The organism is Gemmatimonadaceae bacterium (assembly GCA_020851035.1).
Taxonomy (GTDB): domain Bacteria; phylum Gemmatimonadota; class Gemmatimonadetes; order Gemmatimonadales; family Gemmatimonadaceae; genus JACMLX01.
Map to the genome: position 1 here is coordinate 431,559 of JADZDM010000005.1, position 15,895 is coordinate 447,453.

Consider the following 15,895-nt stretch of genomic DNA (forward strand, 5'->3'; position numbering starts at 1 on the left):
CTATGGCGCGGCGATCCTGCGCAACGCGTCGAGCCGATCCTGTGCCTGTGTGATGAGCCGGGGATCGGCGAGGGCGGTGGCCGCGGCGAGGCGGAGCTCGAGGCTGGGGCGCAGGAAGAGCAGGTGGACATAGATGTTCGGATGGTCGAAGGTGGAGGCGACGCGATGGGCGTCGGCGTAGCGGCCTCGCCGCAGGAGCAGGCGGGCGTGCAGCAGGCGCTCGGGTGCGAGGGGTTCCCACAGCGATTGTTCCAGCTCGTCCGGGGCGGCCGTCGGCGTGAGCGCGTCGAGCATGTCGATCGCGCGTGTGGTGTCGTGCACGGCGACGGCGAGGTAGGCGGCGGCGATGCGGGTGACGAGTGAGTCGAGCCGACCTGCGGTGGCGGCGCGGCTCCTGGCCTGTACCCGCGCGTGAATGCGCGCGAGCTGTGCGGTGTCGGCGCGCCGTGCCGCGTCGAGCGTGAGGAGCCAGAGGGATGCGGGGCCGCGGGTCTCGATCGCGGCGCTGAGCTGGCGGAGGAACGGCGTGGCGCGCTCCCCGACCGGCAATCCCGCCGCGGCATCGAGCACGAACAGGCCGAGCGCACTGCCCAGCCCCGCCGCGACGGCCGTATCGACGACGCGCAGCGCGCGCTCGGTGTTGCCGTGCGCGGCATGGATGCCGTGGAGCGCGACGAGGGAACCCCAGTATTCGTCGTCCTTCGGCGACTGTGACGCCAGGAGCGCCGAGTAGGCAGCGATGGCGCAGCGGTGCGCGGCGGGGGCGGTGCCGGCCCGGAGCGCCGAACCCACATCGAAGACCAGTCTCGCATTCCCGGCCACGTCGGCGCGCCAGCCGCTGGCGCCGGTTCCCTGGCGCAGGCACAGGTCGACGGCGCGCATGCGCACCACGAGGCCGGAGTCCGCGCTCTCGAGACGGAGCCTGGTGGCATGCCGCGCGAAGGCTGCGGTGTCGCCGCGGCGTGCGGCGAATTCAGCGAGGTGTGCGACGGGAGGCAGGAATCCCGGGTCGAGGCGGACGGCAGTGGTGAAGGCCGCCTCGGCGAGCGCTTCGTGCGGCCACTCGGTCGGTGCCGGGATCGCGCGCCGTGCGAGGGAGTCGACACCGACGGTCGGCAACAGGTGCAGCTGGATCTCTCCGGCCAGCATCCATTCGTCGGCGGTGGCCCCCTCGCCGCCGAGGAGTGGTCGCAGGCTGGTCATCGCCTCGTCGGCGCGACCGGCGAAGTACCGCTCGAGCGCCGTGGCAAACTGGCGCTGCCGTGGCGCGAGCGTGGCGGATTGCCGCAGGGCGAGGCGTATCAGCGCGCGAGCGGTGTCGCCGCGCTCCGTCCAGTTGGCGGCGATCGCCGCACGAAACGCGGCGGGGGCGAGCGTGGAATCGGCCGCCACGGCCTGCTGCAGGAGCCGCAGTGCGGGCTCCATGCGCCGCCGCCGGAACTCACGTTCACCGCGGAGCCAGCTGTCGATGGCGACGGGGTCATGCCCCGACAGGTCGGCCATGTTCACGACGCGGCTGAGGCCGACGAGTGCCGGCATCACGCGAACCAGCGCCCGGATCGCCAGTCCGTTGCTCGCGGTCTTGCCCGCCGGTGCCGATTCGGTGGCGCGCTCGACGACCGAGCCATCGGTGGCGTCCGAGAGGCGCACCTGGACCGTGACAGAGTCGTTCCGGTGCACCACCGTGCCATCGATGTAGTACCTGGCGCGCGCGTGCGCCGCCACGGCCCGCAGCCGTCCGACAGGCGTGGCCTGCGGCTCGGCACGTTCCCGCGCCGTGAGGAGTGGTGCACCGTCGAGCCAGGTGGTAGCCTCCGTGCGTTCGAGCGCCGTCCCGAGCAGCATCGCGAGCTGTTCCCCTTCGGCGCCGTGCCCGGAATCGGAGTCGACGAACGGGAAGACCATCACACGATCGTCGGCGAGTGCTGGCGGGCGCTGCGTGAACCACGTCGCGCCGAGTGCCACGGCACCCGCCGTCGCGACACCCATCGCCGCGCGAACCGGGACGCTGCGCCGGCGTCGCATCGGTGTGCGTCCGGTGGGATCGCCGCGCGCGACGGCATCGAGGGCCGCGATGAAGGCCGTCGCATGGGCGTGGCGGTCGGCCGCGGTCTTGGCCAGCGCCTTGAGCACGACGGCATTGAGCGCGTCACCAACGGCCGGACGCACGACCTGCAACGCCGGCGGTGGTTCGCTCATGTGGCGCGCGATGACCGCCATGGTCGACGCACCCTGGAACGGTGGCGTGCCGGCGAGCATCTCGTACAGCACACACCCGATGGCATAGAGGTCGCTCCGTCCGTCCACCTCCTCGCCACCGGCCTGCTCGGGGCTCATGTACGACGGCGTGCCGAGCACGATGCCGGTGCTGGTGCGCAGGTCGGTCGCGGCGGAATGCAATGCGCGTGCAATGCCGAAGTCCGCCAGCCAGGCCTCGCCGTGCTCACCGAGCAGGATGTTCTCCGGCTTGATGTCGCGGTGGATGTAGCCCTGCTGATGGAGGGCGCCGGCGCCGGCCGCGATGGCGCGCGCAATGCGGATGGCTTCGTCGATGGGGAGTTGCCGCTCGGTCTCGATGCGCTGTCGCAGCGACCCGCCGCCGGCGAACGGCATCACGTAGTACAGCGAGCCGTCGACCTCGCCCGACGCGACGAGCGGCATCAGGGTCGCGGCATGGATGTCGCTGGCAATCCTGATCTCGCGCAGGAAGCGATGGGCGCCCAGCGCCTGCGCCACGCCACGTCGCAGGATCTTGAGCGCCACACGCTGCCCATCACTGCGCCGCCGTGCGAGGAGCACGGTGGCCATGCCGCCGCGACCGGCCTCACCCTCGAAGCTGTATTCACCCTGCAGGCGTTCGGTGACGGCTGCGACGATTGCGTCGTCGTCGTACGCCTCGGGTGCCGCGTCGTGGGTGTCGGCTACGGACACGACGCGCCCATGCGGGCAAGCGTCGAATCGGCGAACCGCCGTTGCCGGGCTGGCACGTCGTCCACCTGCCGTGCCAGGCACAGCGCGGCAATCGCGGAGTCACTGCCGATGGCCCCGAGGGCATCACTGCCGCGGCGGAAGTACAGGGTCCGGAAGCTCACCTTCTGCTGGGTGATGGCCGGTTCCAGCAGTCTCGAACGGCCAATGCGCTTGCGCAGGGTGCGCAGCGTGCTGTCGAGCAACGCCATCCGTGCCGGTGCCGGACCCTGGAGCACGGCCCGGCGCAGCCCCGGGACGGCCACGCTTCCCATCCCGACCACGGTTGCCCGCTCACCATCGATGCACTCGATGCACTCGAGGTACGCGAGCACGCGCGGGTCGAAGTCAGCCTGGGCGGCACCTGCGGTGACGCCGAACCTGTCCGAGCAGCCGATCGGGGCCAGGGCCAGCAGCGTGAGTGCCGCCCAGCGCTGCACGCGGCGTCGGCGAGGGTTCAGCATCCGCTGATGAGCAGGGGGAAGGTCGCTGCCGATCCGCTGCCGCTGACGTGCACGCGTGCCGGCCCGTTCAGGTGTCCGGTGAGGACCGCGCCGCGGAGGTCCGAGTTCGAGCGAACCACGGTCAGCCTGGACGGATCGTCGCTGTACCACTTCGCTTCCCCCGCGGCGTCAATCGGACTCAGCGTCGCCGTTGCCTCGGTCGCCTCATTGCACGTGAGGGTCGTCACCGAGATCGAGGCGACACCGCAGGCCCTCTGCGCCCCGTTGCCGGTGCCCACCGGCGCCCATCGAGCAATGTCCTTGTTCAGTGCGGGACAGGTGGCGGTGGCCGCCGTCTCGGGACAGCCACAGGCGGTGGTGAACGGCGACTCTCCCGTCGGCGCGAGCCGCTTCCGCAGGCTCGATCCGTCGGCGGCAGAGGGTCGGTTCACCCACGAGATGCCGTCGAAGGTCATCCGGGTGACCTGTCCGATCGAGAAGTACGCGTTGGGCTCGAGTGTCCCCGCGAATCGCATGATGTTCGACTTCGTGAAGCCCGCCAGGGGATTGGTATGGCCGAACACTGGGCGGAGCAGACCCAGTGCATGTCCGATCTCGTGCGCCAGCGTGTTGTGGGCCGAGGCGTCCGGTTTCATCAGGATGATTTCCGGAGCCAGCTCGACGGCGCAGGTCACGCCCTGTTCCTGGGAATCGTCACCCAACACCGCGTAGACGTTCAGTCGCCCCGGGGCGTAGAGCGTGGGCGAACGTCGGATCTCCGCCACCGACGAACAATCACCCCCGATGACCGCGAGCTGCTCGGCGGTGGCCACCTCCATCTGCACCTCGCCGCCGGATTCACTGTCCACGAACTCGATACCGGCGTGACTATGGTCGTAGGCCTGTTGTGCGGCCGTGAGCTGGGTCTCCATGGCGGTCACTTCCTCCGTCGATGCAACGAAGACCCGGACCGGAACACGCAGTGGCAGCGGCGGCAGCGTCACGTGGTGGACGTCGCCAAACGACGCGGTCCAGGGAAGCGTCGACGCGTCCAGCGAGTAGGCGATCGCATGCCTGGCCGTGAAGACTGCCACGCCTGAAGTGCAGTGGCCGGTCGGGAGCGCATTCTGGGCGAGTTCGGCGATGCCGATGCCTTGCGCGAGTACATCACCCGAACAGGCCGCGCTGCCCGCCGCGTCCTGCGTGGTGATGTCCAGCATGGCGATCACGTGCTCATCGGCGGCGTTGCTCGCCGCGACGGCGTCGGCGCAGAGACGCAGCTCGAATCGATTGGCACGGTTCGGGGCGACATCGACAGTCCAGGACGTTCGACATCCCGGCCACCCCGCGATGGTGAGGAGGGTGCGCCCCGCCAGGATACGCTCGAAATGCACCTTGCCGACCGCGTCGGTCGTACCGTGCAGCGCGCCCCCCGCTGAGCCGAGCTGGACCGCGACACCGGCCGCGGGCCCGCCCGTTCGCTGGTCGATGAGGGTGACCAGCACGTCTCCCGTTGGGGCTGTGCCGGACATGGGCGTGCACGCGGAGAGCATCGCGGCGAGACACGCTCGCGACATGGCGCGCCAGGTGTTGACGGTCAACCTGCACTCCTCCGACGCGACGACTGAACCCGCCCCTTGGAGCCTTGGCCAGAGCTCATGCAGCCGCTCCAGTATGGGAGTTGCGCCGCTCGTGCGCCAGCACGCGTCCCCCGGGACGATACCCGACGCACGAATGCTCGAGTCTCAGCCAGTGACACGCTCTTCCTGCTCGATCACTGCCGTCGTGCGGTCAGCAGCTCGGATACCATGCTCGAGATCGTCTGGCCTACGCGCTGGTGCTCGCTGGGACCGGCGTGGCGGTGTGGGGCGCCGGCGCATGGCTGCAGCCGCTGGCGGCGCTGCAGGTGAGTGGTGCCGCCGTCGCTCTGGTGTTCGCGTGGGAGGTGGCGGGAGTGCTGGAAACGCTGGTGCAGCAGCGGCGCTGAGCGAGCGCCGTGGCGCTAGCCGACGTCGATGAGCAGGGTGCCGACGGGCGTGCGCGTGAAGCGATGTGACAGCAGGAACGCCACGCACATCGTGAGTGCCGAGAGTGCGACCGCGCTCATCATCACCGCCGGTGTGTCGAAGGTGGGTGCGCCGGGCACCACGCGCGGCAGCACATCCCACGCGACCTGGCCCATCCACGCGCCGAACAGCGAGCCACCCAGTGCCACGAGCGCGGCGCGCGAGAGGACCAGGGCGTGGATGTCGCGGCGCCGCGCACCGACGGCACGCCGCACGCCGAGTTCGCGCTGTTGGGAGTCGAGCCAGAGCCGCAGCATTGCCACCAGCCCGCCGATGGCGATGAGTGCCGTGAGTGCGCCCGCGCCGAGCAGCACGACGGTGAACCAGCGGATGGCGCGGGACTCGGGGGCGAGCCGTTCCGCGATCGTGCTGGCGGTGGCCAGTGGTGTGCCGAGTGCACGCAGCGCGTCAGGTGACACTGGCGCGGTGCCGGTCGCGACCTCGACCTGCTGCACGGGATGCTGCAGGATGCTGACGTAGACCGCGGCCCTGGGAGCCAGCTCGCTGCCGAGCCCCTGTGCGTCGGCGTCGCTGACGACGCCGACGACGGTGAACCAGGTGTCGCCGAGCCGCCTGAGCTGGATGCGGCGCCCGACAGCGCGTCCGTCCTGGAACATGTCGCGTGCGAGGGTCGCGCTCACGACGGCCACCAGCGGCGCGTCCCAGCGATCACCATCGTTCAGGGCACGGCCGGCCAGCACCTGCAGCCCGCTGATGGCGAACGAATCGCCGCTGACTGCGTGGTGCGACGCGGGATCGGTGCGGTAGCGCGCCGGCATGCCGCCCAACGCACACTCGCCGCAGTCGGTCATCACCAGCGCGGTGGTGCCGAACCCGCGGTGCGTGCCACTGGAGCCGAGGCCCACGCGCAGGCCGGGCGCGGCGGCGTGCTGCGCGTCGAGGAAGGTCGCGAACCGCATCGCGCGTGACAGTGCATCGCCGTCCGCAGCGCGCACGTCCTGCAGCACCGTGGCGGGATCCGCTGCGGCCTGCGTGGTGGTGGCGAGACCGCGCTGCGCATCGAGCCGGTGCAGCGTCACGCCGCCGGCCACCACCACCAGTGCCGCGCCGAGCTGGATGGCGGGGATGATGAGGGTGAGCGGCCGGCGATCGTCGTCCACGAGGCGGGTGGTGGCGAGGGCGCGGATCATCAGCAGCGGTGACACCAGCACCAGTGCGGCGACGCCGAGCGTGGTGGCGATGGCCTGCGCGGAACCGGCGGCGGCGATGCTTCCGGGCCAGGTGGCGCGCAGTGCGGCCGTGGCCAGCAGCGCGAGCATCATCCCGGCGAAGAGTGCGATTCCCGCCAGTGCGCCGGCCTCGAGGAACAGGGCACCGAGCACCAGGCGTCGCGACGCGCCGACCGAGCGCGCGACGATCACCTCGCCGCTGCGCGCGGCGGTGCGCGCGAGATGGAGGGCGACCAGCGTGGCCGCGCCGACCATCAACGTGAGGAGGACAGCGCCGCGCACGATGCCGACGAGCTGCGCGAGCGCGAGCTGCTGCAGCTGCGGCCAGACGACGGCGCTGCCGCCCCAATCGGCGAGGAGGGTGCGCGTGCTGCCGAGGGCGAGCGTGAGGGAGGGCGCGGCGGCGGTGCCGCCCAGCAGCAGCAGCGCGGGCACCGAGCCCGCGAGGGTCAGCGCTGCCGTGAGTACCACCAGCGTGCCGGTGCCGGCGTGCCAGCGGAGGGCGAGGAGGGCGGCGCTGCGGCGGGCGACGGAGGCGCTCATGAATCGGGGGCCGGGGCGGAGGCGGGTGGGGATCGTGATGGACATTACTGTCCCTGCCCACGGTTTGCTTCAAGGGGCCGGTGCAACCATCGCCCGGTGGTCAGACCGCCGGGTCACCGCGGTCGGTGACGTTCTGGAGCCGCACCCGCCCCTGCGCCACGATGCGGCCCTTGTCGTCGCGGATCCAGGCTTCCCACAACTGGTTCGTGCGCCCGCGCGAGATGGGGCGCGCTTCGGCGAACAGCTTGCCGGCCTTCGTCGCGCGCACGAAGCTGGTGTGATTCTCGAGTCCCACCGCCAGCATCCCCATGGGGTGCGCGTACATCAGCGCCCCCACCGACGTGAGTGTCTCGATCACCCCGCAGTGCACCCCGCCGTGCACCAGGCCGAATGGCTGCAGGTGCTGGTCCGCGATCTCGAACTCACATTTCACCTCGTCCTCGCTGACGGCGGTGTAGACGAGGTGCATCGCACGGCTCCAGCCCTGCAGCGCGTTCAGTTGTTCGAGGGTCAGCAGGGCCATCGGGAGCGGTGGGGTGAGGGAACGAAAGGCACCGGCGGTGAGCGGACCACCGGCGCCGTGGACAGCGGATGCCGTCAGCGGTTCGCGCGGTAGCCGAACGGGTACAGCGGCGACGGGCTGTCGTACGGCACGTCCCCCTTCTGGGCCTGCACCGCCTCCATCGACCGTGGCAGCTCGAACGGCAGGCGCCCCACGGGACGCACCCGGCCGGTGAGTGCCTCGAACAGCGCCACGTCGCTCACGCCGAACTCGCCGATGAGGACCTTCGCCAGCGGCTGCAGGTTGGTGAGGATCGCAGGCCGGTCGAGGTACACGACCACGATCACCGGCACCTTCGCCGCGGTGGCCTTGATCATCATGAAGGTGGAGTCGGACTCCTTGAAGTCCAGGTCACCCTCGTGCTGGAAGCTGCCGAAGAAGAAGGTGGGATGCAGCCGCTGGAACGGGGCCGCCACGCGGATCACGGCCACGTCGGCGTCCTCGGCACGACCCACCACCGTGTAGCCGCGCCCGCGGGCCACGGCCGTGTCCACGCCATGCAGGAAGAGCTTCGCGCCCGAGCGCGGGAGCATCTGCGCGCCGCGCGCGTTCTGCAGCACCACCAGTGCGCGCGACTGCGCCGCCATCGCCTCGCGGATCTTCTCCGGCGAGCCGACGATGGTGGCGGCCTTTGCCGCGTCCACGTACGGGTTCTCGAACAGCCCCTGGTCGAACTTGACGACCATCACGCGGCGCGCCGCCTCGGCGAGGCGTTCCTCGGTGAGCAGGCCGGCCTTCACGGCATCGAGGAACGGCTGTGGATCGTCCACGCCGCCGAACTGGTCGATGCCGGCGTTCATGCCCTTCGCGAACCGCTGGCCCTTGGTCAGCGACTCGACGCCCCACGGCATCGCGATCTGCTGCGGCGCCTGGCGCGGCTGGCCGGTGATGCAGGCGTCGATGCAGTCCTGCGTGATGGCCCAGTCGGAGAGCACCATGCCGCGGAACCGGTGCGTGCCGCGCAACAGGCCGGCGAGGAGCTGGGTGTTGAAGCCGGCGCCGACGGCCTCCACCGGCGTGCCGTCGATCTTCAGCCCGTCGAGGATGTTGTACGTCGGCATCACGCCCACCACGCCCGACGCGATCGCGCCGAGGAACGGCGTGACGTGATCCTGGAATCGGTCGCCGGGGAAGCGGGAATAGCGGCCGTAGTAGTTGTGGCCGTCGAAGCCGTCCACGGCGGCACCGTATCCCACCCAGTGCTTCACGATGGTGGCGACACCGTTGCGGGCGAGGCCGGTGGTGCTGCCTTGCATGCCCTGGGTGTACGCCGTCACCATGGCGCCGACGCGCGCGGGCGACTCGCCGAAGGTGCCGGTGATGCGTGACCAGCGCGGCTCGGTGCCGAGGTCGGCCTGCGGCGAGAGTGCCATGTGGATGCCGACCGCGCGGTATTCGTCGCGCACGATGCTCGCGAAACGCTTCACGAGCATCGGATCATCCAGCGCGCCGAGGCCGAGGGTCTCCGGCCACTGGGAGAAGCCGGCAGTGCTGCCGGTGGCACCGACCACGACCTGGAAATGGCTGCGCGGGTCGGTGCTGATCGTCAGTGGAATGCCGAGCCGGTCGCGCTCGGCGATGGCCTGCAGCGCGTTGTTCTGCGCCGCGAAGTCCGACGGTGGCAGCGACAGGCGCGTGATCATGCTGTTGACGTGCCGGCCGAGGATCGCGGCGGCGACGGCGGTGGTGTCGTACTCGCGCCCCATGCCCATCGGGTTGCCGGCGGCGGCGGCCGAGCCGTGGAGCGCGGCGCCGGCCTTCTCCTCGAGCGTCATGCGCCCGACGAGGTCCGCGGCGCGGGCGGCCGAGGGCAGGCGCCAGTCTTCGTACGGCTCGAGGGTGCCGTTGCGATTGAGGTCGCGGAAGCGGCGGCCGTCGATGGTGAGGATCGGTCCGGCGGCGGAGCGCACCTCGGGCTGGGCACCGCGCTGGGCGGCCAGCGGCAGCGCGGCGAGCAGCAGCGGCAGGGTGCTGAGGAATGAACGCGACAGGGTCATGAGCGGGGGGTGGTGGCGGCACGAACCGGCGGGTCCCGGCGACCGGGACGGCCACAGCGCTGCCGAATACTATGTGTCCCGTGCCGTGCGCGAGCCCGCGGGCCTCAGGAGAGCTCGTCGATGCGGCGCTGGAGGAAGCGGCGCTCGGGGTCCTGGCGCGCCAGGCCCAGCGCGATCCGGTACGACGCGAGCGCGTCGTCCGTCCGGCCGCAGCGGCGACAGAGGTCCGCGCGGGCGGCGTGAGCGAGGTGATAGCCGGCGAGGGTGGTGCCGGCCAGCAGCGCGTCGATCGCCGCCAGCCCGGCCTGGACGTCGCCGCACATCGCGATGGCCACGGCTCGGTTGAGGGCGACCACCGGCGTGTGTTCCACGCGCAGGAGCACGTCGTACAACCCCACCACCTGCCGCCAGTCGGTGGCCGCGGCGGTGGGCGCCTCGGCGTGCACGGCCGCGATCGCGGCCTGCAGCGTGTACGGCCCGAACCGGCGCGAACGGAGGGCGCCCTGCACGAGGGTCGATCCCTCGATGATCATCGCGCGGTCCCAGCGCGTGCGGTCCTGTGCCTCGAGGAGCACCAGCTCGCCATCGGCGCCGGTGCGTGAGACGCGCCGCGAACTGTGCAGGAGCATCAGCGCCAGCAGCCCCTCCACCTCGGGCTCGGGGAGCAGCCCGCGCAGCAGGCGCGCGAGGCGGATGGCCTCGGCGGAGAGGTCATGGCGGGTGACGGCGGCGCCGGCGCTGGCGGAATACCCTTCGTTGAAGACCAGGTAGATCACCTGCAGCACCGTGTGCAGCCGTTCCGGCAGCGTGGGCAGGTCCGGAACCTGGTACGGGATGCGTGCCACGCGGATCTTCTGCTTCGCGCGCACGATGCGCTGGGCGATGGTGGATGGCGCGGTGAGGTATGCGCGAGCGATCTCCTCGGTGGTGAGGCCGCAGACCTCGCGCAGGGTGAGCGCGACCTGTGCATCGGCGGCGAGCGCCGGATGGCAGCAGGTGAAGACCAGGCGGAGCTGGTCGTCGCGGACGTCGGGGTCGTCGTCCCCCGCGTCGCTGGGGCCGGGGTGCAGCGACGCGGCCACGTCGTGCGCCGCGTGCTCGAGCCGCGCGTGTCGGCGGCCGGCGTCGATGGCGCGGAAGCGGGCGGTGGAGATGAGCCATGACCGCGGGTTGGCTGGCACGCCGTCGCGATGCCACCGCTCGAGTGCCACCGTGAATGCGTCGTGCATCGCCTCCTCGGCGCGGTCGAAGTCACCGAGGAGGCGGATGAGCGTGGCGAGCACGCGACGTGACTCGGTGCGGTAGACCGCATCCACGCGGGTGCGGAGCGTGACCTCACCGTCCGTGTGGCCACGTTCCGTCATCACCTCACATGCCGTCGAAGACGGTGACCGGGCGCACCTCGATGCTGCCCGTGCGCACCGACGGGATCTTCGCGGCGATCTGCAGCGCCTCGTTCAGGTCCGCGGCCTCGACCAGGTAGAAGCCACCGAGCTGCTCCTTCGTCTCAGCGAAGGGCCCATCGGTGGTGGTGAGGGTGCCGTTGCGGTGGCGCAGGGTGGTGGCGGTGTGTGCCGGCTCCAGTGCCTCGCCGGCGAGCATCCTTCCGCTCTTCGCCAGGTCGGTGGTGAAGGCGAAGTACTCACCCATGAACGCGTCGCTCTCGCCCTTCGACATCGCGGCCATGTCGCTGTCGGCATCGTAGATCAGGCAGAGGTACTTCATCGGGAACCTCCTGTGCGGTTGGTGGATCGACCTGCGGGATACCCATGGTCGATTGGCCGGTCCCCGGATCGACATGGGCGGCGGGGTGGCCTGCCGGGGGATGGTGGGACCCTCATCCCTGCCGCTTGTAGTCGGTGTAGGTCCGGCGGTCGGCGTCGAAGCAGGTGACGGGGCGCCGGGATGGGACCGCGACGGCGTGCGGCGGGCAGCGCGGGTCCTGGGCGGCGTCGCCGCGCAGGGCACCCCGGTAGGTGGAGATCGCCGCCTCGACCTGGCCGATGGTGGTGGGTGGGTCGAAGAGCGTGTGGGGGTAGAGTCGTGCGCCGGTGAGGGCATCGAGGTAGACGCCGCGCTCACGGATGTCGGCCATCTGCCCGGTGAAGCTCCAGGCGACGATCGGCATGGCGTTGCGCTGGTTGACCTCCAGCACGGCGCTGGTGACGCGGGTGATGCCGGCGGCGCGTGCGAGTCGCCAGGCCTCACGGAAGTCGATCTTCACGGGCGGGAGCGGCATTGGCACCGGCCGGCCGTCGGGGAGCTCGAGCGGCTCCGCGCCTGCCCACGGCACCTCGGGATCGCTGGTGGCGGTCAGGACGGCGATGCGGCGCGGGGCATAGAAGCTGTAGAGAACGTCGGTGGGCGGGCGCTCGCCGGCCGCATCGGTGCGGAGCTCGATGCGATAGAGCACCGCGTCGCGGATGCGCCCCTGTGCCCACTTCGTGTTGAACGGGATGAGCGCGAGCACGTCGTGTGCGACCCCGTCGTCGTCGTAGCTCAGGTGCTCGGGTGCGGCGCGGCAGCCGGCGATGGCCTGCACGACCATCAGCAGCGCTGCCAGGGGCAGGTGGTGATGGTGGGGTGAGCGCGGCGCGCGTCGAGACACAGGGGTCCGAGTGGGTGGGGCTGGTGCAACGCTGCCGGTGACGGCCGCCTGGGGGTGTCGGCGCAATTTTCCGGATCGCGCGGCATGGCGCAAGCGAAACCGGCCTGCGTCATCGCCACCAACGGGCGGCGGTTCACGTTACAGTTGAGGTGCTGGCTCCCCCCATCCATCGGAGTGTCGTGCATGCGTGTCACGCAGCTGTTCCTGGCCGTCCTGGCCACCACCCAGACGCTGGCGGCGCAGGCGCCGGTCGTGACCGCGATCCGTGCCGCGCGCCTGATCGTCGGTGACGGCACGCAGGTGGAGCAGCCGGTGGTGGTGATCACCGGTGAGCGGATCACCGCGGTGGGGCCGGTGGCCACGGTGCGGGTGCCGGCGGGCGCGCGCGTGCTGGACATGCCGGGCGCGACGCTGATGCCCGGCTTCTTCGACATGCACACGCACCTCACGTCGATCGACAACGACGGCGGTGACCTCTCGGTGCTGAAGGAGACGGCGGCCCATGGCGCCATCTATGCCGTGATCAACGCACGCAAGACCCTCGAGGCCGGGTTCACCACCGTGCGGGAGGCCGGCAGCACGGACTACGTGGACATCGCGGTGCGTGATGCGATCACCCGCGGGCTGATTCCCGGTCCGCGCATCCACGCCTCGGGGCCGTCGCTGGGCAGCACCGGCGGGCACGCCGACGTGAATGGCTGGAGCCCGAACATCGCGATCCCCGGCACGGGGGCGATCGTGGACGGCCCGGATGCCATCCGTCGGCAGGTGCGGCTGAACGTCAAGTACGGTGCCGATCAGATCAAGTTCGTGGCCACCGGCGGCATCCTGTCAGTGGGTGATGCGGTGAACGCCCCGCAGTTCGGTGACGACGAGATGGCGGCGCTGGTGGCGGAAGCGACGCGACTGGGCCGCCGCGTGATGGCGCATGCGCATGGCGGGGCCGGCCTGCTGGCGGCGGTGAACGCGGGGGCCGCGAGCATCGAGCACGGCAGCCTGGTGGACGATGCCGCGATCGCGGCGATGAAGGCGCGCGGCACGTACCTCGTGCCCACACTCATCATCCTCGAGGAGATCGTGCGGGATGGCGAGACGAAAGGGGTGCCGGCGAACTCGATCGCGAAGGCGCGGGCGATCGCCGTCGAGCGGCGCACGCGCCTGCGCCGCGCCTACCAGTCGGGGGTGAAGTTCGCGCTGGGCACCGACGCCACGAGCGACATCCACGGCCGCAACGGCGAGGAGTTCAAGTACATGGTGGACATCCTCGGCGCCACGCCGATGGATGCCATCACCATCGGCACGATGAACGCGGCGACGCTGCTGGGGGTGGAGCAGGACTACGGGAGCGTGGCCGCCGGCAAGGTGGCGGACCTGGTGGCGGTGCAGGGCAACCCGCTCACCGACGTGTCATTGCTGGCACGCGTGTCCTTCGTGATGAAAGGTGGGGTGGTGGTGAAGTCGGCGCCCGTCACGGCACGACGTGGTCAGGAATGACCGCCGTCACCTCGATCTCCACCAGCGCGCGATCCTCCATCAGTGCGCACACCTGCACCGCCGACATGGCCAAGTTGTAGCTGCCGATGACCTCGCGGAACACCGCGCCGAGTTCCGCGCCAGCGGCGAGATAGGCCTGCTTGTCCAGCACATACCACGTCATCCGCACGATGTGCTCCGGCTTGGCGCCCGCCTCGGCCAGCACCGCCACCACGTTCTGCAGGGCGAGGCGCGCCTGGCCGACGAGCGTGTCACTGGGAAATGTGCCGTCGGGGTTCCAGCCGACCATGCCGGCCACGAACACCAGGTGTCCGCGTGCGACCACGCCGTTGGCATAGCCGCGCGGGCGTGGCCATCCGGCCGGGAGCAGGACGCGCATCAGGAGTCTCCGTGCAAGGTGTGAGTGCGGGTCACGGTCACGGTTCGCGCAGGCGGAACCGCTGCAGCTTGCCGGTCTCGGTGCGGGGCAGCGTCTCGCGGAACTCGATGGCCCGCGGGTACTTGTACGGCGCGATGGACTGCTTCACGTGCTCCTGCAGCTCACGCACCAGCGCCGGCGTGGCGTCATGGCCGGCCTTCGGCACCACGAACGCCTTCACGATCTGGCCGCGCTCATCGTCGGGCACGCCGATCACGGCGCACTCGGCGACGGCGGCGTGGTGCAGCAGGGCCTCCTCCACCTCCGGTGCGGCAATGTTGTAGCCCGACGAGATGATCATGTCGTCGGTGCGCGACTGGTAGTGGAAGTAGCCGTCGGCATCCATCACGTAGGCGTCGCCGGTGACGTTCCAGCCGTTCACCACGTAGGCGCGCTGGCGCTCGTCGGCCAGGTAGCGGCAGCCGGTGGGGCCCTTCACCGCCAGCCGGCCCACCGTGCCCTGCGGCACCTCGTTCCCCACGTCGTCGAGCAGCGTCGCGACGTAGCCGGGCACGGGACGCCCGGTGGCACCGGGACGCGCGCTGGCCTCGTCGGCCGAGATGAAGATGTGCAGCATCTCGGTGGCACCGATGCCGTCGATCAGCTCGATGCCGGTGGCCTCGCGCCAGAGCGTGCGGGTGGAGGCCGGCAGCACCTCTCCAGCCGACACGCACTGGCGGAGCGCGGAGGTGCGCAGCATGGCACCGTGTGCCGCCAGACCGCGATAGGTGGTGGGGGCGGTGAAGAGCGTGGTGGCGCCGTGTGTGGTGATCCCGTCCAGCAGCGCCTGCGGCGACGGGCGTTCCACCAGCACGGCGGAGGCACCCACCATCATCGGGAAGAGCACCAGCCCGCCCAGCCCGAAGGTGAAGGCGAGCGGCGGGCTGCCGATGAAGACGTCGTCCGCTCGCGGGCGCAGCACGTGTGGCGGCCAGCAGGCGCAGATCGCCATCACGTCACGGTGGAAGTGCATCGTGCCCTTCGGCTGCCCGGTGGTGCCGGAGGTGAAGGCGATGATGCAGGTCTCGTCGCTGGCAGTGTCGACGTTCGTGAAGGTCGGGTGCGCCGACTCCATCGCCACGTCCAGCGATCCTTCCGACCGGGTGTTGAAGTGCTTCACGGCCACGCGCTGCGGCGACTGCAGCAGCGCCAGGTCCAGCTCGCCGGCCAGCGCCACGTCGCAGAGGGCGTGCGAGACCTGAGCCTTGTCGATGACCTTCTGCAGCTCCACCGCACGCAGGAGCGGCATGGTCGCGACGGCGATGCCGCCGGCCTTCATGACGGCGAACCAGCTCGCCACCATCATCAGGTTGTTCGGTGCCCGCAGCAGCACGCGGTTGCCGGGCACCAGCCCCATGTCGTGCACCAGCACGTTCGCGATGCGGTTCGCCTGGTGCTGCAGGTCGGCGTAGGTCCAGGTGATGCCGTTGCAGTGCAGGCACGGGCGATGCCCGCGGCCCTCGACGAGGTGGCGGTCGAGGATCTCGGTCGCGCAGTTGAGCTGGGCCGGGAACTGCAGCGACGGCAGCGGGAACAGGAACTCCGGTTGCTGCGCCACGGGCGGCAGGTTGTCGCGGGCGAAGGTGTCGATGTGTGCGCCGGGCATG

13 protein-coding genes are annotated in these 15,895 nt (G+C 70.8%); 2 read left to right on the forward strand and 11 right to left on the reverse strand.

The window, feature by feature from the left end; translation table 11 throughout:
* The 3 genes from IT355_05695 to IT355_05705 are packed head-to-tail and all read right to left on the reverse strand — an operon-like array spanning nt 1 to nt 4,942.
* Nucleotides 1-2,931, reverse strand: a complete 2,931-nt coding sequence (locus IT355_05695) for a serine/threonine protein kinase (protein ID MCC7052740.1) — start codon at nt 2,929-2,931, stop codon at nt 1-3.
* A complete protein-coding gene (locus IT355_05700) occupies nt 2,922-3,431 on the reverse strand; it encodes a hypothetical protein (protein ID MCC7052741.1) in 510 nt (169 codons plus the stop codon). Before IT355_05700 ends, IT355_05695 begins: the two co-directional genes overlap by 10 nt.
* Nucleotides 3,425-4,942 (reverse strand): hypothetical protein, encoded by a 1,518-nt coding sequence (locus IT355_05705; protein MCC7052742.1) that lies wholly within the window; start codon nt 4,940-4,942, stop codon nt 3,425-3,427. The genes IT355_05700 and IT355_05705 overlap by 7 nt, the downstream gene beginning before the upstream one ends.
* A 305-nt stretch (nt 4,943-5,247) precedes the next feature.
* Between IT355_05705 and IT355_05710 the strand changes: the two genes are divergently transcribed.
* Nucleotides 5,248-5,397 (forward strand): hypothetical protein, encoded by a 150-nt coding sequence (locus tag IT355_05710; protein ID MCC7052743.1) that lies wholly within the window; start codon nt 5,248-5,250, stop codon nt 5,395-5,397.
* Between the two features lie 15 nt (nt 5,398-5,412).
* Here IT355_05710 and IT355_05715 read toward each other — a convergent pair whose 3' ends face one another.
* From IT355_05715 to IT355_05740, 6 genes are all read right to left on the reverse strand, one after another.
* Nucleotides 5,413-7,209: an ABC transporter permease gene (locus IT355_05715; protein ID MCC7052744.1), complete on the reverse strand. Its 1,797-nt coding sequence runs from the start codon at nt 7,207-7,209 to the stop codon at nt 5,413-5,415.
* A gap of 100 nt (nt 7,210-7,309) precedes the next feature.
* Nucleotides 7,310-7,732: a PaaI family thioesterase gene (locus IT355_05720; protein MCC7052745.1), complete on the reverse strand. Its 423-nt coding sequence runs from the start codon at nt 7,730-7,732 to the stop codon at nt 7,310-7,312.
* A gap of 74 nt (nt 7,733-7,806) precedes the next feature.
* The gene (locus tag IT355_05725) at nt 7,807-9,768 is read right to left on the reverse strand and encodes a glycoside hydrolase family 3 C-terminal domain-containing protein (protein MCC7052746.1); all 1,962 of its coding nucleotides are present in this window, start codon (nt 9,766-9,768) and stop codon (nt 7,807-7,809) included.
* Nucleotides 9,769-9,872: 104 nt separating this feature from the next.
* Entirely contained in the window at nt 9,873-11,132 is a 1,260-nt protein-coding gene (locus IT355_05730; GenBank protein ID MCC7052747.1) for an RNA polymerase sigma factor, read from the reverse strand.
* A gap of 4 nt (nt 11,133-11,136) precedes the next feature.
* On the reverse strand, nt 11,137-11,493 hold the full coding sequence (locus tag IT355_05735; GenBank protein MCC7052748.1) for a YciI family protein: 357 nt from the start codon (nt 11,491-11,493) through the stop codon (nt 11,137-11,139).
* Nucleotides 11,494-11,605: 112 nt separating this feature from the next.
* Nucleotides 11,606-12,376 carry a hypothetical protein gene (locus tag IT355_05740; GenBank protein MCC7052749.1) on the reverse strand — a complete coding sequence of 257 codons (771 nt, stop codon included), beginning with the start codon at nt 12,374-12,376 and terminating at the stop codon, nt 11,606-11,608.
* A 183-nt stretch (nt 12,377-12,559) separates the two neighbouring features.
* On the opposite strand from IT355_05740, the gene IT355_05745 reads away from it, so the two are divergent.
* The gene (locus IT355_05745) at nt 12,560-13,870 is read left to right on the forward strand and encodes an amidohydrolase family protein (protein ID MCC7052750.1); all 1,311 of its coding nucleotides are present in this window, start codon (nt 12,560-12,562) and stop codon (nt 13,868-13,870) included.
* Here the strand turns inward: IT355_05745 and IT355_05750 are convergent.
* Together IT355_05750 and IT355_05755 are read right to left on the reverse strand one after the other, a co-directional pair.
* Nucleotides 13,845-14,252 carry a RidA family protein gene (locus IT355_05750; protein ID MCC7052751.1) on the reverse strand — a complete coding sequence of 136 codons (408 nt, stop codon included), beginning with the start codon at nt 14,250-14,252 and terminating at the stop codon, nt 13,845-13,847. The two genes, IT355_05745 and IT355_05750, sit on opposite strands and share 26 nt — an antisense overlap.
* A 34-nt stretch (nt 14,253-14,286) precedes the next feature.
* Entirely contained in the window at nt 14,287-15,894 is a 1,608-nt protein-coding gene (locus IT355_05755) for a benzoate-CoA ligase family protein (GenBank protein ID MCC7052752.1), read from the reverse strand.
* Between the last annotated feature and the right edge of the window lies 1 nt (nt 15,895).

What these genes read in the sequence shown, in the direction of transcription:
- IT355_05705 (MCC7052742.1), bottom strand. Translation starts at nt 4,942, where the DNA reads ATGTCCGGCACAGCCCCAACGGGAGACGTGCTGGTCACCCTCATCGAC.
- IT355_05735 (MCC7052748.1), bottom strand. Translation starts at nt 11,493, where the DNA reads ATGAAGTACCTCTGCCTGATCTACGATGCCGACAGCGACATGGCCGCG.
- IT355_05745 (MCC7052750.1), top strand. Translation starts at nt 12,560, where the DNA reads ATGCGTGTCACGCAGCTGTTCCTGGCCGTCCTGGCCACCACCCAGACG.
- IT355_05720 (MCC7052745.1), bottom strand. Translation starts at nt 7,732, where the DNA reads ATGGCCCTGCTGACCCTCGAACAACTGAACGCGCTGCAGGGCTGGAGC.
- IT355_05715 (MCC7052744.1), bottom strand. Translation starts at nt 7,209, where the DNA reads ATGAGCGCCTCCGTCGCCCGCCGCAGCGCCGCCCTCCTCGCCCTCCGC.
- IT355_05725 (MCC7052746.1), bottom strand. Translation starts at nt 9,768, where the DNA reads ATGACCCTGTCGCGTTCATTCCTCAGCACCCTGCCGCTGCTGCTCGCC.
- IT355_05755 (MCC7052752.1), bottom strand. Translation starts at nt 15,894, where the DNA reads ATGCCCGGCGCACACATCGACACCTTCGCCCGCGACAACCTGCCGCCC.
- IT355_05730 (MCC7052747.1), bottom strand. Translation starts at nt 11,132, where the DNA reads ATGACGGAACGTGGCCACACGGACGGTGAGGTCACGCTCCGCACCCGC.
- IT355_05700 (MCC7052741.1), bottom strand. Translation starts at nt 3,431, where the DNA reads ATGCTGAACCCTCGCCGACGCCGCGTGCAGCGCTGGGCGGCACTCACG.